The organism is Sporosarcina sp. NCCP-2716, from assembly GCF_023707985.1.
GTDB lineage: Bacteria > Bacillota > Bacilli > Bacillales_A > Planococcaceae > Sporosarcina.
The window spans coordinates 19899-37805 of sequence record NZ_BRCF01000010.1 but is presented as its reverse complement, the minus strand read 5'-3'; the positions used below and the strand labels follow the sequence as shown (position 1 = coordinate 37805).

At 52.7% G+C, this 17907-nt stretch carries 34 protein-coding genes; all 34 read right to left on the bottom strand.

Annotated elements, in window-relative coordinates; genetic code table 11:
- Window positions 1-19: 19 nt before the first annotated feature.
- The 34 genes from NFU03_RS13975 to NFU03_RS13810 all read right to left on the bottom strand — a co-directional run bounded on the left by NFU03_RS13975 (window position 20) and on the right by NFU03_RS13810 (window position 17900).
- Window positions 20-1030: a DUF3383 family protein gene (locus NFU03_RS13975; protein ID WP_251639655.1), complete on the bottom strand. Its 1011-nt coding sequence runs from the start codon at window positions 1028-1030 to the stop codon at window positions 20-22.
- Window positions 1031-1492: a phage neck terminator protein gene (locus tag NFU03_RS13970; protein WP_251639654.1), complete on the bottom strand. Its 462-nt coding sequence runs from the start codon at window positions 1490-1492 to the stop codon at window positions 1031-1033.
- Entirely contained in the window at window positions 1485-1847 is a 363-nt protein-coding gene (locus NFU03_RS13965; protein WP_251639652.1) for a hypothetical protein, read from the bottom strand. Before NFU03_RS13965 ends, NFU03_RS13970 begins: the two co-directional genes overlap by 8 nt.
- On the bottom strand, window positions 1844-2419 hold the full coding sequence (locus tag NFU03_RS13960) for a hypothetical protein (protein WP_251639650.1): 576 nt from the start codon (window positions 2417-2419) through the stop codon (window positions 1844-1846). Before NFU03_RS13960 ends, NFU03_RS13965 begins: the two co-directional genes overlap by 4 nt.
- Window positions 2420-2475: 56 nt before the next feature.
- Window positions 2476-2823: a DUF4054 domain-containing protein gene (locus NFU03_RS13955; RefSeq protein WP_251639649.1), complete on the bottom strand. Its 348-nt coding sequence runs from the start codon at window positions 2821-2823 to the stop codon at window positions 2476-2478.
- 5 nt (window positions 2824-2828) lie between these two features.
- Complete coding sequence (locus tag NFU03_RS13950; protein WP_251639647.1) at window positions 2829-3140, bottom strand: hypothetical protein; 312 nt, start codon at window positions 3138-3140, stop codon at window positions 2829-2831.
- On the bottom strand, window positions 3140-4015 hold the full coding sequence (locus tag NFU03_RS13945; protein WP_251639644.1) for a DUF2184 domain-containing protein: 876 nt from the start codon (window positions 4013-4015) through the stop codon (window positions 3140-3142). The genes NFU03_RS13950 and NFU03_RS13945 overlap by 1 nt, the downstream gene beginning before the upstream one ends.
- Before the next feature lie 29 nt (window positions 4016-4044).
- On the bottom strand, window positions 4045-4503 hold the full coding sequence (locus NFU03_RS13940; protein WP_251639642.1) for a structural cement protein Gp24: 459 nt from the start codon (window positions 4501-4503) through the stop codon (window positions 4045-4047).
- A 17-nt stretch (window positions 4504-4520) separates the two neighbouring features.
- The gene (locus NFU03_RS13935) at window positions 4521-5624 is read right to left on the bottom strand and encodes a DUF2213 domain-containing protein (protein ID WP_251639640.1); all 1104 of its coding nucleotides are present in this window, start codon (window positions 5622-5624) and stop codon (window positions 4521-4523) included.
- 29 nt (window positions 5625-5653) lie between these two features.
- Window positions 5654-5944, bottom strand: coding sequence for a hypothetical protein (locus NFU03_RS13930; protein ID WP_251639636.1), 291 nt, complete (start codon window positions 5942-5944; stop codon window positions 5654-5656).
- Window positions 5944-6669 carry a phage head morphogenesis protein gene (locus tag NFU03_RS13925; RefSeq protein ID WP_251639634.1) on the bottom strand — a complete coding sequence of 242 codons (726 nt, stop codon included), beginning with the start codon at window positions 6667-6669 and terminating at the stop codon, window positions 5944-5946. Before NFU03_RS13925 ends, NFU03_RS13930 begins: the two co-directional genes overlap by 1 nt.
- 55 nt (window positions 6670-6724) lie before the next feature.
- Window positions 6725-8071 carry a DUF1073 domain-containing protein gene (locus NFU03_RS13920; RefSeq protein WP_251639633.1) on the bottom strand — a complete coding sequence of 449 codons (1347 nt, stop codon included), beginning with the start codon at window positions 8069-8071 and terminating at the stop codon, window positions 6725-6727.
- A 4-nt stretch (window positions 8072-8075) separates the two neighbouring features.
- Window positions 8076-9536: a phage terminase large subunit gene (terL, locus tag NFU03_RS13915; RefSeq protein ID WP_251639631.1), complete on the bottom strand. Its 1461-nt coding sequence runs from the start codon at window positions 9534-9536 to the stop codon at window positions 8076-8078.
- The gene (locus NFU03_RS13910) at window positions 9517-10017 is read right to left on the bottom strand and encodes a DNA-packaging protein (protein WP_251639629.1); all 501 of its coding nucleotides are present in this window, start codon (window positions 10015-10017) and stop codon (window positions 9517-9519) included. Before NFU03_RS13910 ends, terL begins: the two co-directional genes overlap by 20 nt.
- 80 nt (window positions 10018-10097) lie before the next feature.
- A complete protein-coding gene (locus tag NFU03_RS13905) occupies window positions 10098-10535 on the bottom strand; it encodes a hypothetical protein (protein WP_251639627.1) in 438 nt (145 codons plus the stop codon).
- Between the two features lie 170 nt (window positions 10536-10705).
- The gene (locus NFU03_RS13900; protein WP_251639625.1) at window positions 10706-11197 is read right to left on the bottom strand and encodes a sigma-70 family RNA polymerase sigma factor; all 492 of its coding nucleotides are present in this window, start codon (window positions 11195-11197) and stop codon (window positions 10706-10708) included.
- 299 nt (window positions 11198-11496) lie between these two features.
- A complete protein-coding gene (locus NFU03_RS13895; RefSeq protein WP_251639623.1) occupies window positions 11497-11667 on the bottom strand; it encodes a DUF3954 domain-containing protein in 171 nt (56 codons plus the stop codon).
- Between the two features lie 61 nt (window positions 11668-11728).
- On the bottom strand, window positions 11729-11962 hold the full coding sequence (locus NFU03_RS13890; RefSeq protein WP_251639621.1) for a helix-turn-helix domain containing protein: 234 nt from the start codon (window positions 11960-11962) through the stop codon (window positions 11729-11731).
- Window positions 11952-12233, bottom strand: coding sequence for a hypothetical protein (locus tag NFU03_RS13885; RefSeq protein ID WP_251639619.1), 282 nt, complete (start codon window positions 12231-12233; stop codon window positions 11952-11954). Before NFU03_RS13885 ends, NFU03_RS13890 begins: the two co-directional genes overlap by 11 nt.
- Window positions 12230-12403, bottom strand: a complete 174-nt coding sequence (locus NFU03_RS13880; RefSeq protein ID WP_398290437.1) for a DUF6877 family protein — start codon at window positions 12401-12403, stop codon at window positions 12230-12232. Before NFU03_RS13880 ends, NFU03_RS13885 begins: the two co-directional genes overlap by 4 nt.
- A gap of 539 nt (window positions 12404-12942) precedes the next feature.
- Window positions 12943-13143: a hypothetical protein gene (locus NFU03_RS13875; RefSeq protein WP_251638910.1), complete on the bottom strand. Its 201-nt coding sequence runs from the start codon at window positions 13141-13143 to the stop codon at window positions 12943-12945.
- 43 nt (window positions 13144-13186) lie between these two features.
- Entirely contained in the window at window positions 13187-13660 is a 474-nt protein-coding gene (locus NFU03_RS13870; protein WP_251639615.1) for a DUF1064 domain-containing protein, read from the bottom strand.
- On the bottom strand, window positions 13657-13824 hold the full coding sequence (locus NFU03_RS13865) for a DUF6011 domain-containing protein (protein WP_251639613.1): 168 nt from the start codon (window positions 13822-13824) through the stop codon (window positions 13657-13659). The genes NFU03_RS13870 and NFU03_RS13865 overlap by 4 nt, the downstream gene beginning before the upstream one ends.
- 179 nt (window positions 13825-14003) lie before the next feature.
- Window positions 14004-14606, bottom strand: a complete 603-nt coding sequence (locus NFU03_RS13860; protein WP_251639611.1) for a dUTP diphosphatase — start codon at window positions 14604-14606, stop codon at window positions 14004-14006.
- 75 nt (window positions 14607-14681) lie between these two features.
- On the bottom strand, window positions 14682-14954 hold the full coding sequence (locus NFU03_RS13855; RefSeq protein WP_251639610.1) for a hypothetical protein: 273 nt from the start codon (window positions 14952-14954) through the stop codon (window positions 14682-14684).
- A complete protein-coding gene (locus NFU03_RS13850) occupies window positions 14951-15298 on the bottom strand; it encodes a hypothetical protein (RefSeq protein WP_251639609.1) in 348 nt (115 codons plus the stop codon). Before NFU03_RS13850 ends, NFU03_RS13855 begins: the two co-directional genes overlap by 4 nt.
- Window positions 15295-15762, bottom strand: coding sequence for a class I SAM-dependent methyltransferase (locus NFU03_RS13845; protein ID WP_251639608.1), 468 nt, complete (start codon window positions 15760-15762; stop codon window positions 15295-15297). Before NFU03_RS13845 ends, NFU03_RS13850 begins: the two co-directional genes overlap by 4 nt.
- Window positions 15762-16091, bottom strand: a complete 330-nt coding sequence (locus tag NFU03_RS13840) for a hypothetical protein (RefSeq protein WP_251639607.1) — start codon at window positions 16089-16091, stop codon at window positions 15762-15764. Before NFU03_RS13840 ends, NFU03_RS13845 begins: the two co-directional genes overlap by 1 nt.
- Before the next feature lie 21 nt (window positions 16092-16112).
- Window positions 16113-16592 carry a single-stranded DNA-binding protein gene (gene ssb, locus NFU03_RS13835; RefSeq protein ID WP_251639606.1) on the bottom strand — a complete coding sequence of 160 codons (480 nt, stop codon included), beginning with the start codon at window positions 16590-16592 and terminating at the stop codon, window positions 16113-16115.
- 175 nt (window positions 16593-16767) lie between these two features.
- Window positions 16768-16959, bottom strand: coding sequence for a hypothetical protein (locus NFU03_RS13830; protein ID WP_251639604.1), 192 nt, complete (start codon window positions 16957-16959; stop codon window positions 16768-16770).
- Window positions 16956-17348, bottom strand: coding sequence for a YopX family protein (locus NFU03_RS13825; protein ID WP_251639602.1), 393 nt, complete (start codon window positions 17346-17348; stop codon window positions 16956-16958). The genes NFU03_RS13830 and NFU03_RS13825 overlap by 4 nt, the downstream gene beginning before the upstream one ends.
- The gene (locus NFU03_RS13820) at window positions 17345-17491 is read right to left on the bottom strand and encodes a hypothetical protein (RefSeq protein WP_251639600.1); all 147 of its coding nucleotides are present in this window, start codon (window positions 17489-17491) and stop codon (window positions 17345-17347) included. Before NFU03_RS13820 ends, NFU03_RS13825 begins: the two co-directional genes overlap by 4 nt.
- A complete protein-coding gene (locus tag NFU03_RS13815) occupies window positions 17488-17709 on the bottom strand; it encodes a hypothetical protein (protein ID WP_251639598.1) in 222 nt (73 codons plus the stop codon). Before NFU03_RS13815 ends, NFU03_RS13820 begins: the two co-directional genes overlap by 4 nt.
- The gene (locus NFU03_RS13810) at window positions 17706-17900 is read right to left on the bottom strand and encodes a hypothetical protein (protein ID WP_251639596.1); all 195 of its coding nucleotides are present in this window, start codon (window positions 17898-17900) and stop codon (window positions 17706-17708) included. The genes NFU03_RS13815 and NFU03_RS13810 overlap by 4 nt, the downstream gene beginning before the upstream one ends.
- Window positions 17901-17907: the final 7 nt, after the last annotated feature.

Genomic DNA, 17907 nt, shown 5'->3' with positions numbered 1-17907 from the left:
TGCCTGGCGTGTCGAAGCGTTACGCTCCTGAGACGACTGACCCCCGGACGTTGATTTTGTGGATTGCGCCTTGAGCTCTGTAGTCAAAGGACAAGCCGCTGTAGACCCGCTTGCCTTGCTCGTCAACCGTGCCCTCGTCATATGGCTGCGTGTAGACATTGAACGCATATTGGTCCTCGTCATTCGTCTCAATGATGCCTTGCTTACCGGCAGTTGAGAGGACGCTGGTTGCAATCGCACCAACCATGGACACACCATTTGTGTTGGAAGGTACTTTGTCATTATCAGCAAGCATGGTCTGCAGGTCCGTTTCCATATTCGCTTTGATCCAGTCGCGGCCATGGTAGAAGTCGATGTACTCTCCAGTCGCCACGATGCCTTCGGACGTTTGTGGAATACCCGCTTTCGTCACATAGGCATTGGCGCCCGCTGTATGGACCGTATCCAAGTCATCCGGACTAATCTCGATAGGCGTCACGGCCTTCAGATTGCGACGGAACTTCCATGTGATCGATCCGACTTCCAGATTGGCCGCATCGCCGATGACAGCGCCATCTAGACGCTCCTCTTCGTTCGTATGGAAGTAGACCAGCGTGTGCGGATTTCCTTTGAACGCTTGAATTTCCGCCTTATCCGAAACCTGCACAACCGCGAACTTGAAATCATGCAACTCGACTTTATTGGAAAGGACCAACCGGTCTGCCGCTGTCGATTCAGCCAGAAGGGCGAAATGCCATGACTTGTCATAGTATTTCTCGAGTACATCTCCTAGCGCCTGTCCAGGCGCTGGCGTAGTTCCCACATAAGTCGCGACACAGATCACTTCCGGTTTGTTCTTCTGTGCCAGGATGGTTTGTGCCAGCTTATAGGTAGGTGTGCCGCTATTAAAGTCAGCGACCAGTGTCTCCAAGCCTTTGTATTCCGTGTACTTTACTGCGTCGCCTGCTACTAAAATAAGCGGGCGCCCAAGACCGGCTACGGACGCCGGATGCAGGATGTCAATTACTACACTCACGTCTTTCAGTGCCATCTAAATTCCTCCATTTGTTCGTATTTGAGTGATCGGATCAACTTCATCCAAGAATGGATCGAGCACTCGCATGGAGACATCAAATCCCGCCATGCGCTCATACTCGATCGAGATGAAATTGTCCCGTCGGTCGAATCCCATGATGTCGACAATGACCACGCCTTTTGCGACGAAGACAGAACGGCCGGCAGTCGATTTGAAATAGGACTCACATTTTTTCGCCAAATTTAAAACGCTCAGTGAGCTTTCATCGTGCCAGGTAAGGGACACGGTGAGCTCAAACGGAGCGTTTTCATCGTCACGCTGTATGGTGATTTTCGGACTTGTGATCGTGAACGTAGCGAATGGATAAGCAGGTTGCTCGCCGGTTCCGTTGGCTTCGATACACGGGTAACCGGTCGCCGTCCGGACAGCTTGGATCAGTGAACTGGTGATGACACGATAGTCAAAGTAGTTAGCCAAAAGCACTCACCCACTTCAATTCGTAGACGCTGAAATCTGCGTGCTCTTCGTAACCGGTTTTGTTCTCCACCGAGTATTTCAGACCCGCATGCTCGATGATTGCTTTCGTCGGGAGAACGAGGTCCGTTATGAGCTGGCGATGGGTCTGGGTAAGCCGACCGCCGGACTGATAGATCTGATTGGCCGAATACGGCAGAACAACTGCCCTGGCTTCCGTGCGGCTCGTAGTAGCGGGAGTCCCCTTAATGGGCTCCCCGGTTTCGTCGTCGTAGCCGCCGTTCGTTCCGGGCAGGCTCGTCAGAATAGCGATATCCGACTCGTAGTCCTGCAGCATATCCTGAAACTGAAACATCATCGCCTGCTCACCACCTTCCAAGTCACTCGCCGCCGCAGCTGACCGGTGTCGATAAGCGGATTGCTCGAGCCTTTATTCTGCACGGTCAGTGCCGCGTTCTTCGGACTCCGCATATCCGTCATCTTGTCCTGGATGTCTTCAGCGATTCGGGAGCCGAGACGGTCGAACACCATTTTTGCTGTCAGCTCCAGATCACACAACTTCTCGATAAGTTGCTCCAAGTAGTCCATCCACTCATCATGCTTTTCATCGAATGTCGAGCGGATGAACGAGCGTTCCGGGATGTTGACGCTCTCTTTCAGAACGAAGTACATCTCCATTTCGCCCTTCGTCCCCGTCTTCACGCCAAGACCATACACACGGGACTTGCCGCCCTTCTTCGTGAACATCGGCTGCAACTCATCTCCGAAGTCATGAGGACTCTTCCCGACCGCTTTCCGATGCACCGGAATGGCGAGATTCTTGCCGTTTTTCGGCTTGATCGTCATCCCAAATTCGTGCACGTTGGCGATCATAGCATAGAAGGAATCATCCGAGCCAAAGATGCCGATTTCCAGCGAGTGTTGGTCCATTTCCCCCAGTCGCGCGAGCAAGTCATCCAACATACTTCTGTCGTCTTGGATCTCCATCAGAGCACCGTCAAATGCAGCTTCTTCGGCGAATACAGTTTGAGAAGACGCAGATATTCTTGTCCGTATGAAGTGCCATCCAGCCCCTTGCTCCGGTCGATGGAATCGGACGTGTAGCTCCTCTTGAGAGGGCCCACGGTCTCTGATTGAGCCTGACGTATGTTAAGCGAGCCGTAATGGGCGGCCAGGTACCGCGCCAGGCGCTCCTTGAATTCCTCTTTCACCGGCAGCGCGACCACCTCTGCCGATGCGTCTTCGATCAACACGGACACCTGATCATCGGTGAGAGCATTCAGATGTTTGGCAATCGCCTTCACGCGCTCGGCAGTTGTCAGTGGTTCAATCATCCAGGTCACTCCCCTTCTTGCTGCAGCTCCGAAATTTGCTCATCAATCGCTTTCAGGACGGTCGTGCGCTTTTCATGCAGCTTCATCTGCTCGAGCACTTCCATGTCGAACGTGTCTTTCGCCAAGTCGATCGCATCCGCTGCAGACAGGCTGCCGAAGGTTTCCTTTGCTTCGACTTCCCCCTTCTTGATCAGCGCACTGGCGAGCGGGTGGGCGCGGTATGCCTCCCACTGCTCCTCAGTGATTTCATTGGCGCCGGGAATCAGCGTGACGCCGGCAGCATGACGGACGAAATTTCCCTTGTTTTGTACGATCATCAGATGCCATCTCCTCTCACGATTGCCATTGGATAACGAACGACCGCGCCGGCGATGCGCTCCTCAAAAGGCACTTTGTAGTTCGGGAACTTGTACTCTTCCGGATGACGCTGGATGTCCATCGGAATGACGATTTCCAGGACAGCTGGATTGTTGTCCATCACCAGGAAACAATCAGATTCCGCGTCGCCCTGCTTTTCCAAATCAGACGTCGCCACGATGTTCGTGAACCAGTTCTGGTTGCGGATGTATTCCAGGATGGTCTTGTCAGTATTTGCGTTGTATTCCGCCTCAAGAGCTTCCATGCCTGCTGGTGTCAGAACGAGCGTATTCGCCTGATGGCCTGGCAGCCGGTTGACGAGGGAGCGGGCTTTCCGCAGATCTGCTACGATCTCGCGTCCTGTCTTGTCTGCCCATTTTGTTGAAGCACCCGTACCGGTCGGCACCGCCAGCACCTGAATACCAGTAGCATTCACGACGCCGGGGATGTTGTACGCCTTGTCGCCGTGCCAGATGATGCGGTTTTCTTTCTCCGCGATCGCCCGGCGAGCAATGATCGCTTTCGCGCTATCGATCGGAGTTCCGGCCATCTGTCCCTGACGCAATTCCTGGACGCTGTATCGGATGGCAGCGGCGATCGAGTAGATGTTGACCGTCTGCCGCTTTTTGTCCGCGTCAACGAGTGGAATATCGTCTGCACCGGCAGCAAGAATTTTTGCCGATCCGCTGCGGGTCATGACGTCATAGCCATACGTTTCTGCGCCGGCCGGCACGTTGCTGTTCACGTTAAAAAGCGTTCGCCCGATGAGCTCTTCCTTGTTCGGCTCATAGACAACGCTGTCGATTGCTTCAAGATCTTGTGGTCTGATAATCATGTGTGTCACTCCTCCATTTTGTGTCTGCCTTATGGCAAGTTGATTTGCAGTTGAGCCAGTCCGCCAAGTTTCGCTTTCGTCTTAAAGACGGCAGTCGGGAACTTGATCGTATTCACCGTCGCCGTGTCGGCTGCATAAAAGCGGCCGTCCTCCGGGTTGACATTCGCTTCCTCGCCAGCGATGACGTCCTCGCCAACCCGGACCCAAATAGTCCCTTTGCGGACTACGGCAACAGGGTTAAATTGCTTGTAGTGCTGATCGTCCTCGTTGTTGATCCAGTCGTGGACCTCACTAGCCAGGGCGATGCCGACCGGCTTGCCTCCCGTTTTGACAGTAGAGACTGATTCTCCGTCGGCAGTCAGCTGCAAGGCTGCGCCAAACGGAATCTTTTCGCTGGCAGGCTTCGTGTCCGCCTGGTAGTCCTGGTAGTTTGCAATCTTCCCGGCGTGCGACGCTTCCGGCATGTACTTGTCGTATTGTGTAATCATGGATGATTCCTCCTCTGTTATTGTGCGTTCATATTCATACGCTTGGCTTTCAGATCAGAGATCTTCTGGCTGTCTGTCGTCCGGCTGTCACCTGAGAAGAGATGGTTGGCGCCAGTCGATCCAAAACCAGCTGTAGCCGACTGCTCCACTGTGGCATCGTAGAAGGCGTTCACGTATTCGTCTGACTTCCCATCCGCCTTGAAATCCGGTTTTGCTTTCGTGATGACGGCTTCTTTGATTTCGCGTTCGGACTTGCCGGTAAACTCGAAGGAATCACCGAGCAACGTTTTCGCACCACTGATGAGCATCACGCGAGCTTCCACCTGCTTGTCGAGTTCGTCGGCGGACAGCTGCTTTTTCTTAGCGTCCTCCAGCTCCGTCTCTTTAGCCTGCAGCTTCGTTTCCAGGGCGTCATAGCGCCCCTGCAGCGTGTCCATATCCCTTGCCTTGGTAGTAGCAGTTTCCAACTTGGCCGCCTGTGCTTCCATGAAGGATTTCACCGCCGAATCTACTTCGTAATCCTTGCCATCAATCTTGTAAGTTGCCATTCCGTTTCCTCCTTTTGATTGGTCTGTTTCATCAATCTGCCATGCGTCCGAATCGGCCCGAATGGAGACTTGTGAGCCGGCCCGTCCCCGCTCAACCACTGCAATGTGATTGATGTCGATGTTGCGCTGCGCGTACTGGTACGCCTCTCCCTGATAGGAGCCGGGTTCCTCAATCACATCACTCAGGAAACCGATACTGATTTCCCGCTGGTCTCCCGATCGGACCCGCTCGATCAGCGCCTGGTCTGTGATGGTCACCGACACTTTCAGCATGCCGTTTTCTACGCGGCTGTCTGTATGGCTCATGCCCCGGCTGTACCGGGTGATATTCTCGAGCGTCACCGGCTCCGGCGGGTGCTGATCGGTGACCGGCTTCGCCCGGGCGGAGGTAATCGTCAGATCACTGAAGATTTCCTCCGGCAGCTTGGCTTCCATCTGGATCGTTCCATCGTTCCGCTGATACGGAAAAACGCCAGGTCGGGTGATCGGCACATCGACAGTCAGAAAACCGTCCGGCCGCTCCTCGATCATGGCGTCTGTAATCATCATGCGATCATATCGCTGTTTCTTCACACTTTCTCACCCCCTTTCTGGCTTGCTGTTCATCCCTCTCTGTAACATCCATTTCCTTCGACAAGTTCATATGTTTGTCGGAAGATGTCCGGCTTACACGGATAGAATTCGCCTTGCACGCCTTTGATGACGAAATCCCCTTCTCGGACAGTCATAGTTCCTTCTAATGTCTCAATGACAATTGGAAGTCTCATTCTTTCAGCTCCAGATAAGTCGGAACCGGTCAAATCGGGATAAATAAAACTCAAAATCTCACGATGATTTTCGCCATTGAATTGCACCGCTTCTACGACAACCTGCTTTTTTCTGTATCTACTCATCATGCATCCTCCTCATCATCAAATACTGCCTGCGCAACACAACGGCAGCGGAATGGCGTGCCTGGCAATCCTTCTGCCGGCGGATCCTCATACGAAAAGACCTGGCCGTCCAGTTCTCGGTGACGCTCGCGCACGCGCTCATCCTTAGACGACTTCCAGCGGAACTTCGGCGCTCCCATTTCGATATGGCGCCGCGCTGTCATCTGACCGAAGACGGAGCCCGCCTGGTCGACCGCAATGAACTCGGCCCGGTTCTCCGTCACCCCTGCCTGAGCGACAATCTGCTGACGGATTTCCTTGGTGCTTGTCCCGTTCTTGGTGCCCTGGTAGACGATCGATTCGATGGCCGACAGGTGATCAGCCGGCAGCTTTTGAATATAGCCGACATTCTCCCTGATGGCCGAGCGGATAAATTCGTCCAGCCACGGCTCGTTGACTGTCGGATCGATGGACTTGATGGCGCCCTGCTCCCGCGCCTGCGTCGCGCTGAACTCGTTCACTGTATACAGGAACCGGGAGGCAGCTTGTTCAACGGCAGCATTTGAAAAGATGCCGAGCGACAGCCCCCTGATCAGCTGCAGGGCTCGACTGATAACATCCAGCGGGCCATCATTTCGCAGCGCGTCCTGCTTCAGTCCTCTTTGGTACTGGAGCACCGCAGGCCCGATATCGTCATCAAAAACACGGAGGACCGTTTTCCGAAGCTCCCGTACCATCTTCTTCATATCTCTGCTGTATTGCACGGTAGCAGCGTCTGGAAAGCGTGTCGGCGGCACGAACTTAGCCATGGCTGCCGTTCTCCTCCCACGCCGAATAGACCTCGCGAGCAATACGCTCAAGGTCCTCTGCATCGCCGCTGTATTTCATTTCGTCTGTCAGACCGAACTGGCCGAAGCGCGTTTCCCGCAGCTCATCAGTAAGAAGGACGCCGCCTTTCAAGTAAATTTCATCGGTCTGGGCCTGAATCTTCCGGATCTCTGCATCCGTCTTTGGGTCGACCTGCCAGAGCGGATTGAACTTGATTTCCCACTCTAACGAATTAGGATCGATACGCCCTCCGAGTTCATCTTCCGCCATCATGAGAAGACGGATGAGGCGCTCGAGATTCGGCTTCAGTTCGTTTTCCTGGTGGGCCGCGATCCGTACATAGTAGTTCATCACGTCATACTGCGCGCCCGTAATGGTGCCCGCCTCCTGTCCCTTAATGACCGACTTCGGCATCCGTGCAGCAGCGGACAGCATGTCCCAAGTGTAGTCCAGCATGTCCTTCAGACCGGCCGTATTGGTGGACTCCTTCTTCAGTTCTTCCTTACTGCCGATGATGGCAAGCGCTTCGGTGCGGAACATGTAGTCCATCAACATGGATAGCTCGTTTTTCTCCTCCGGGTTCATGTCCTCAATGCCTTCGGACTTGTAGATTTTGAAGGCATAGTCATAGAGGATCTGACCTACGGACCACAAGGACGTATCCAGCACCGTGATAATATCGTACAGCGGTTCAAGCAGGGACTGCCCGCGGTGCTCGTCTTCCAGCCTCCTGGACTGGTCGTGCAAAAGACGGGAAGAGTGTACCAACGTCTCTCCGTTATTTGGAAGGATGATTCCGTTGTTATTTCGGCGCTTCATTTTGAAGGTCTCGACCTGCCCGAATTGAGGGCTGAACATGTCGTCATTCAGGATAAAATCTGTTACCTTCTGGCCGCTGAATGCATGGATGTAATCGACGCGCTTCAGCTTCGTCTCATCTAAGCGATCGGACAGTTGGAATTGGCTGCTCTGCGTTACCCCGAGAGAGATGAACCCATCGCCCCTCAACCGCTCAAATACCCGCATCTTCTTAAATGCTTCTCGAGCATTCAGGTCAGCCAGCTTGCTCATGATATTCCGCTTCAGTTTTTCGTCATCCATCCGGAGGGTGAACCAATTGCGGGTCATGTCCTCGGCTGGAATCTCGATGATATTCTGCACGATCCGATTGGTCGCGTACATTTCGGAGATATCGGCATCCGTCAACCCCCGGCGGAAGCCAGGTTCCTGCCGGGACAGCGCGTCTTTCCCATATCCTTTACCGGGCGCCGCCATGAAGTCGGTGCGCATTTGTTTTCGTGCTCGATCGATTGTCCGCATAGCCTTACCCCCTTCCCATCATTTTTTTGTAGCGATCGAGCGGATTGCTCTTGACGGAGAACAGCTGATTCAATGCCTGAGTACAGGCGTCTACCTCGTCATCATGCGCGGCATTTGGGAAGCTGACGAGTTCCTCAATCAGTTCCTCTACCCACGGTGCGATGAGCGGGTGAGGCAGGTAAACGTTACCGGCTTCAAAAAGAGGAGACACGGCGTTTGCCCGTGTCTCCTTCCCGCCTTCCGGATTGACCGCAATGATGCCGCTGATTTCGTCTTTCAGCATCTCGATGACCGCCGGCCCGTTTGCTTTGTCTTCCACGTATTTCGCTTTTGCTTTCGGCCACTTGTCGGCCATCTGCCTGATCGCTTTTATCGTGTCAGAGAATCCCATGCGCTCTTTACGGCGGTCGAGCAGGAAGAAGTTCGCGTCCCTCTTGCCCCATACCTGACCGGCCACATAGTCACTAGTGTTGGTGCCCTTGAAGGTGCAGTCCCAGGAATGCGCTTGCTTATCCCAGACGCGCGGCATGATCAGCACGTCATCGCTCAATCGGTGTTCCCGGTGCGTCTCTTTGTCGCGAACATAGAATCGGATCCACTCTCGCTTAAAGATAGCCCCGCCGTCTGGTGTCGGCCGTTGCTGGTACAGTGAGGACCAGGTACGGGTTCCGACCTCCGTCTTCTTGTCTGCAGCCCACTGCTCGTCAAAGCCTAGTTCCGGACAAAGCGGCTCGCCTTCTGTTCGCCCGAGCAGATCATCCTCGTCTTCTGCGATTGCAGGCAGTCGGAGCCGGACCCACTTTCGCGGACTCTTCTTCAGCAGCCGGCCAATCAGATCGTCTTCATGCCAGCGAGTCATGATCACGATGAGCGAGGCGCCTTTATGTAGACGAGTGGACAGCGTGGACTCCCATTCGCTCCATATCTTTTCCCGCATGACTTTCGAGGCAGCTTCCTCAGCGTTCTTCACCGGGTCGTCGATAATCATAAGATCCGCACCCTGACCGGTGATAGAGCCGCCGATTCCTGTGGAGATCATGCCGCCTCGCTTTCCCTCCACGCCCCAGTCTTTCGTCGCGCTGTTGGAATCGGACAAGTCTTCTCCAAACAAAAAAGAGAACTCGCTGAACTTGTTCCGGTTCAATCGACCGAACTTCGTTGCGAGTCCATCTGAATAGGCAGCTGCAATAACCCGTTTGTCTGGGTTGCGGCCGATGTAATAGCTGGGGAATGTCTCGGTGACGGTCATCGACTTCCCGTGCCGCGGTGGCATCTCGATCAGGACGGACAGCTCTTCCCCATCTGCAATCCGCTGCAGGGTCTCGCAGACGAGCTCGGTGTGACGGAAGTGTTGGAAGCTGCCGTGATGAACACGAACCACATAATCTCGGTAGGAGCGCTTTGCCAGTTCGTTCTGTGCCATCTCCGCAAGTGCCGCCCGCTGCTCAATCGTCAATGTTGGCAAGGTTTCTCAACTCCTCAACTGACAGAGCAGACAGGTCCACGTTGTTCTGTACAGTACCGGAGTGCTCGATGTCCCGCTTGTCGCGCCATTCGTTCGGCTTGCGGTTCTTCAGCCAGAAGATCTGGGCGGTGGTATCTGGCTTCACTTCCTTCGTGACCACCTTGGTGACCGTCATGCGGTGCACCTGCTTGTCCTCGTCCCACACGTTTTCCCGGGTCACTTCGTCGTACTGGAAGCCGAGGGCATTCTTCAACAGTGCGTTCTCCACTTGCCGGTCAACCACTTCCTTGCCTCTCTTTAAGGCGTCCGATATGTCCGGGTATTTCAGCTTCCAGTCATTCAGCGTGGAACGACTGATGCCGATGTTGTGAGCGATCTGTTCATCGATCAAGCCGTCACGTGCCCATCCTTCTAGCGTCAGCAGCCCTTCATTCGTCAGCCAGTCATGGTATTTCCCCTTTCTTCCAGTTTTCTTTGCCATCTTGATCACCTCATTGCGCTATTTGCTTTGTGTATTTTCCCAAACAAAAACCGCCTCTAAGAAGCGGTTAGGTAGACAATTTATTTTTCTAGTTTTAACAACAGAAATTTGTAGATTTCCATGATCCTTGTTTGGAACTCCGATTTCCGATGCTCACTGTCCCGAACGCTGTCTAAAACGAACAGGACGTTATCTGCGAAGCTCAACTTTAGCGAAGTGGATTTTCTGTTTCGGTGTATGAGACTCACTTTACTCAGACTGTCATAACTTCGATCGACAACCTCGATATAACCATCCTCTACTAACCTGATAATGCGAATACTGCTCTCGGTGAGTAATAGGATTTCTGTGTTCTCCAAAGGCTGATCCTTAAAGTAAAAACCTTTCACGTAAAATTGCTTAATATCATCCTCATTCACTACATCCTTCAAAGAATAGCGCTGTTCTTCTGCCTCCGAATTATAAAAAGCGAGTTTGTTTAATTCGATTAAAAAGTTCTCATAAGTTGATTCCACCATTTCTGACACCTCCATATGGCACCTTTCGCCAAATCTTATGCAAACCCTCTAAAAATCACTCGTTATGTACGGGGCATACAGAGGTGGCTGAGTCGCTCGAGCGCACCCCTCCTTTAATGGTTCCCCTCACTTATACAGACTTCGTATGACAAGCGTATGACAAGGAACATTCAGGACACCCGTTCCAGCACCTTTTCCTTCGCGCGGTTGATGTACTTCTGGACCGTTGCCTTGCTCACACCGATCTCTTCAGCAATCCGTCCCATACTCATTTTCTGCCCGACATGCAGGATGTAACATTGCCGCTCCCGAAGTGACATCGCGCCGAAAATCTGCGAGAGAATCATCTTTTCCTCCTGCGTCATGTACAGCTGTTTCGCACCCATGTCTTGCAGCTGCTCCTGAATGTCCGGAATAAGATCCATGCTCTCGAAATACTGCTGCTGGTAGATCGCCTTTTTGTCCGCGCCACGATAGTTCCCCGGTTGTCGCCCGGTTGCCATCCAGTCCATGGAATACGCCATGCTGTCGATCATGCTATTGATCTGTGTCAGCTCCTGTTTCGCTGAGGGATCCAGCCGATCGAGTCCGTCCCGCATTTTCGTCAAATTTCTTTTCCCCACCTCATACTCCTGCAGCAGCTTATCCGCCCAGTTCTCCATCCCGCTTCCCCCTCTTATCGTTTTCTAACTGCTCCCCGCCGCCGTGTATACGTATCTCGATTCATGCCCATCAGATCTGCCAGTTCTCGTGCAGACAGACACTCTGATGGCTTGTCCGCTGTATTGGTATTCCGTGATGTTCCCGGCTTGCTTTGTGGCTCCTGTGGCTTCTGCATCGCCATCCCCCTCGGTTGTGAAAATCGTGCTTTTTAGGTACAAAAGTTGTAAACATTAAAAGGGCACCAAGAAACGGCGAATACACGCCATTCTCAGTGCCCTCGGTTGTTCCGATAAGCGTATTAGAATTTCACTGATTCCTCGATAGTGCCGTTGCAAGGTTTGCCGCCCTGCCAGTTGATGACCTGCTTGCCAAACCCTGCCGGAGGACTTGGGACGAGTAAAAGCTTGCCGTCTTTTACGATGTACGTCCCGTTCTTGCTCAAATCGATAACTTCCTCTGTTTTCCCCACTAGGACCCCTCCAATGTGGTAAGATAATGTCAGCTACGACGGGGAGGGATCCTCGTCTTTTTTATTTGTCTCCAAACAACCCACCGTCCCGTTGCCGGATATGCCCTGCTTCTGCCTGGTCCATAACTGCGAGAGCAATGCTCTTCTGATTGGTTCGGAATTCACTCGCCAATTCTTTAATTCCCTTGCCTTCCTTCCACAACTCCCTGAACCGGATCAGCTCGCTTTCTATCCATTTCCACTTGATGTCCGCGTCCTCAAACAGCAGATAGATCGGCTCGTGTTTAGCGACCATAACGACCTAACCGCTTTGCTAGGGATTCGGCAAAATCATTTACCGATCGGATGAATTTTCTGCGGAACAATATGCGCTGAAACTCTGATGTGCAGCCGACTTGTTCGCTATTTTTGTCGAACTCTTCTTCACTCATATCGCGGCACGTCATATATGCGTATTTCGCCTGGTCGTATGGAGTGCCGTTTGTAAGACGGTCCCTCATTTGATGCTTTTTCACGACCGCCTGCTGCCAGGGCTTCAGCGGTGGATATTTTTCTCGCTTGGTCACGAACTCATCCTCTCCTCTCGCGCAACGGCATTCAAAGCGAATCGCAGCTGCTGATGAATATACGGATCGGTCTCTTTCCCGCCGCCAGCGAGCCAGCTGGTGACCCTGTAATCGATATCCTCCAAGACGGCCAGCGGCAGCTTGTGCGAAATCTTTGCTATTTCTCTCAACGGATTTTCCGCCATGCCCTCACTCCTCACGTATAATGCGTTTTCAATTCGGAAACACTTAAACTTCGCCATAAAGGTGACTGTAAAGAGACGGCTGACCGAGTAAGATCAGCTGTCTTTTTTTTCTTGCGCTCCATCGCCCCAACGCAAAGCCGGAAGCACTCAGGAGCACGCCGGCCGCGACGAACGCCACTACCTCGGGTGTTGTCAAAATCGTCATGTTGTCATCTGCCTAGAAAACATTCGTGCTACGGCTTATTTCAAACTGAAAGCAAGTTTGCGGAGGAACAATATATCGCCGTCAACCTTGAAATTGTACGGGCGCCCTTCCTCATCGATCCACGGCTGATTGCAGTAGCCGATAGTTAGAAAACATTTACTGGAGATATAAAAGCCCCCACCTTTTATGATTTCGTCATTCCCTATGTCCACTTCTACATATCGAAAACTCAATGGACCAATCCGGTACGATTTGTTATTTTTCACAATGTAGTTCTGCAAAAACCTTCCCCCTCGCTGCGGGTAATCTTCGGAATACGTCATTCGACTTCGCTTTCTTCCACTACTAGCCTGTCAATTTCCGGCTCATCAATTTCTTTTCCTGCGCAGTGATGACAAAGTGAAACGCTAGCATTGTCGTGCTCCCACGCCATTTCTTCCGCTTCCTCTTTGCTATCAGCCTCAAATTCACCGATATATTTTGTTCCTATTACAACGCCGTAGATGCTGTATTTAGGCATTTTCATCTCCCTTTCCGTTTACATATTCTCCGTCAAATCCGTCTCACTCCCGGACCCATTCCTTGCCTTTCCGGCGGACGACGACCAACTCCCGGCCGATCGCTCTCTCAAGCAACTTTCTCCGCAGCGGGAAGTCCCGAGTCACCGGGCCGCCTTTGACATCCACAATCTCCTGGAACCCGTCCATATACGTCACACGGAAGTCTGCCGTGTACACCGCGCCTGCCTTCTCCCGCTCGCCGTTACCGCGGCAGAGCTTGCAGTTGATAGGATTGCCTGTCTTGACGCTCACCTGCTTACCAGAGCCGGCACAGCGCTTGCAGGTGACGGTGTAATTGTCGATGATCTTGTATTGCGGCTGGATCTCGATGTCTCGGATGGTCGGATCACGGCGGAGCAGCTGGTAATAGGCCGCCTCGGTCTGGGAATCGAACTCCACGCCATCCACCGTGATCTTCTTGGCAATGAACTGACGGGGCTGCCGGACGGCGCGCCCGCCTTTCTGTCGGTTCCTCATCGTTTCACCTTCTTCTGATATTCGAGCTCCTCATCAATCGTCACCTGGATTCGGAGGAACTCTGCTTCGGCCTCCTCCTGCTTCCTTTTGCAGATCGGCCCGTACCCGTCCCGGACGCTTTCCGGTGTCTTGAGCGGCCGCCCGCATCGTCCGCATGCTGCCATCCCCTCGCCCCCTCTTGTGGTATGCCGTGCTTGCCGGAAGGCTTGTCCCGATGCTCCACGACCCAACCGTCGCGGCGGTACTCTTGCACTTCCCGGCTGGTAAGATCCCCGTAAATGTACAGCTGCTGCCTGCTGACACGCTTGGTCATCGTCGTGAGCATCCGGATCACTCCTCGTGGTTAGTAACCGGTGGCCTGCCGGGTGTGATTGATCTTGTTTTTGGCGTAGTAGGCTTCTTCGATCTGCTGCCAAGTAAATCCGAGCATTTCGCCTAAGTGCAAGAAGTTGTTGAAAATAACTCTATATGCTCCGTCGTCAATCAAGAGCGTTACTGTATCGCAATGCGATATCAAGTGAAATAGCGCATTAAATTGACCTGTTATATTAGCGCTAAATGATATTAGCTTTGTTGGCTTTATATTTGCAGCGTAGATGTCATTACCAATCGACAGAATGAAATGCAGGCAGTCTACGTATTCCTCAAGCATTGGATTGTGAGTTCCGCGACCATCACACGTCTTGCACGTCTCTATCCAGACATCTCCGTCTCCAAGATTTTTGTGACTGTATCCATTTGTGCAATGACCGCACTCCATCTCACCCCAAGGCTCCCGATCCTCTCTCCAAAACTTGAAGCCCCTCCACTCGTTGGCGAGCTCTCCCAGCTCCACCTGCAGAGCAAGAATCTTTTCCGGCAGCAGGTCCTGTCCTTCCAATCCGTGTTGTTCGACTATCAGTGCGTCTAGCATTTTCTGAGATTCAAAGAGTGGTTGTAGGTTCATGTGAGTCCTCCTCGATCTTGCGGATGAGATCCGCGACCATTTCCGGCGTGACCGGGTTTGCTTTTATTTTGTCTGTCATTGTGATTCTCCTTTCAGGGCTTGGCGTGCTCTGTTACCGTCGTCCAAAAGACCAGCATCAGTACAGCAACCTTTCAGCGCATAAAACTTCAACGCTTCCCGCAGACAGGCGTTTTCAGCTCGCAGTACATCCCATTCTTCTGTCCGGTCAATCAGGACAATGTCTACGCAGTCGATATTCGCATATATCCTGCCGTTTTCCGGATGAACGGATAAATAATCTCGGACGTTGGCCTTGCTTTTCATGACATCACCTACTGTGATTTTCATTCAGCTTTCCTCCCTGGCAGATAGTCTTTAAACACGCCCTGCACATAATCTTTGACAGTCGCTTTCGGAAACGCCCCGACATTATTGCAGACTTTGAGAATGCGGTGGCGCATGGATTGAATTTCTTTCTGCAGACGAGGGTTTTCCTGCATGATGCTTGCATACTTTTTATCCCAAATTCTGATGAGATAAGAATTTTCACCTTCAAGATCCTTTGCTCGCTCGGCTTGCTGGATGAGCCAATCTATTTCCTGACCGTCAACGGATTCCCAGTTTTCCTGAATATCGCTGCCCCAGTTTCTTTTGATCCGATCCAACCGCTCCTCATTCGTTTCAGCTGTCATTCCGATTCCTCCTTCATGAACACAAGCCAGTGTGTCTTGCTCCGCCGGTTGCCGAAAAGCGGCCGGTGATCGATTGCTTGCATGACTTCCTGCAGGGAAACCTGATCTTCGTTCCACTTGAATATCAGCGTGCCGTTCGGTTTCAAGACCCTCATGCACTCATTGAACCCCTGCCGGATGTCGAACTGCCAGAGATCGTCCAGACGACCGTACTTTTTGGCCAACCAGGAATCTTCACCTGCTTTGATCAGATGCGGTGGATCAAATACGACCATGTAGAACGAGTTATCCGGGAATGGCATGTCCCGAAAATCGGCAACGACATCAGGCGAGACGATCAGCTGCCGATCGTCGCATAGTTTCTCGTTGATCTCCCGATTGTCCATGTACACAACATCCTCATGCTCTTTGTCGAACCAGAACATCCGGCTGCCGCAGCAGGCGTCCAGTATCTTGCCGGGCATCATTGTGCGCCATCCTTCAACCGGCTGCCCCGTTCTTTTGCGGACAGCTTGGGTGTATTGACAGCATCCTCCCGGCTCCAGCCCAACTGCATCCGCGATACACAGTTGTTTGGAATCAAACCGTTCTCCTTCATGATCTGCCGTTCCTCCGGCGTCCAGCTGTATGAGTTCTTGATGCGTCGCTCGTCCCGTGACAACCACCTGCCGGCCTGGAGCAGCAGCCAGTTGAAGTTGGCACGGCTGATTGTGATTGTCAGGCTGTCTCCTGCCTGGTAAACGGCACTCTCCAGAGTCTCCAGGCGGTCCCAGTCTGTTGGTTTGCTAGTCATCGCTATCCTCTCCTTTCGAATTTAGAACGGAAGATCGTCAGGGTCGTCAGGAGGCTCGTCATAGCTTGTTTGGCTGTAGTCCTGCTGTCGGGTCGCATTTTGATTTTCGTAGCTGTTCTGGGCAGGTGGTGGATCCTGACGGGCATGTCTCGCTGAACTATCCGACTGCTCCGAACGGTTGCCCTTCGGTTCCAGGAACTGCACACTGTCCGTCACAACTTCCGTCAGGAACACGCGTTTACCGTCCTGCCCCTCGAAGTTGCTCGTCTGGATCCGCCCATCGATGCCGGCAAGGCTGCCCTTGCGGAGAAAATTCGCCGTGTTCTCCGCCTGCTTGCGCCAGGCGACGCAGTTGATGAAATCGGCTTCCTGGTCTCCCTGGCCGTTCTTAAACGGCCGGTTGACGGCGAGGGTGAAGCGGCAGACGGCGATACCTGACTGGGTGTACTTCAATTCAGGATCTTTTGTGAGACGGCCGACGAGTATGATGCGGTTTAGCATCGCGACTCCTCCGCTTCGTCGTGCCATTTCGTCCAAAATAGCTCATCGGGAATCATGTCTTCCTGGTCTTCTCGGCTGTACTTCTCATTCACGCACTTTTCCTCACAGAATGTCAGGCCACTCGGCTCATGTAAAAAACCATCGTCCATTTGTTTTTCGCATACGATGCACGTCCTCATTCTTCCGCCTCCAATAACTCCCGAAGTAATTCTGCTGTGTATCGAAATGCTTCTTCTTTGCCCATATGCCAGCCTCTCGTCAAGCTGTAAGAGGGGCATTCTTTTGCGTCCGCAGCTTCTTGGCGAATCTCTTTTTCAAGCTTGGCGATAAGGAGGCCGATATCACTTGAACAGATAACCTGCTTCATTCCGCGACCTCCAACAGCCCCGGGTTGTCGTGGATGTTGCCGATGACTTCGAATTCATAATCTTCCAACCAATCTTTAAACGGCCTGTAATACCCTTGTTTTCTGTGAAGACCAAATGCTCCAAATGCACAATTAACGTAACCTCTTTCGCGCGTATATTCGACGATATTTCCATCGATATATTTTCTGCAAATGATTATGTCTCCCTCGTAAATCTCCCTGCCATTCTTGTCTTTCAGGCCGGTGTATTGCATGACTTTAAATCTTTCAAGACCTAAAATGTCCCCAAAGTAAAGCCAGTCGTCAGGGTCTTCCCAGATGCCTTTTTGAATGTCGGCGTACATCCGTTTTTCGGATTCTTCCCATGCCCTAAACTTAATCTCCCTCACGACCGCACCGCCCTCTCCTGCGCCAGCATCGACCGGAGCGAGTAATACGACTGCTCCTGCAGCGGACGCTTTTGCGTAGTTTCAAAAATTCCGAGTCTGTTTAATTCAGCGATGATGATCTGCTTTTCCGTTTCCCGGCTCATGCGATCTCCTCCCCGATCAATTTAAGCGGACGAGTGCCGGCATACCGTCCGGCGTTCCGCTCTTGGAGAAACTCGTCTGCGGTGTAAATGGCGCAGTAGCCGGTGCCGTGCTGCCGCTCCATGGCTTGGGCAGCTGCTGCCTCCGTATGAGCAGAGATGGGCTGATAGCGATCCGACATGCTGTCATGCACCCCAAAGGTGCCGATGAATGTGATCATGCCGCAGCCCCCTTTTCATTCTGACTCGTGAGCAGGATCTGCATGGCGCCTTCCCGGTCTGTGCCGGTCATTTTCTGTAGCTGTGTGAGGTAGCTGTCGAATTGCCGCTCGAGCCGCTGGTCCGTCTGGCCGGTTGCGTTCCAGCTGCCGGCAGTAAGGATGAGCAGGTCGATGAGTTGTTCTTTTGTCATGAGTGAG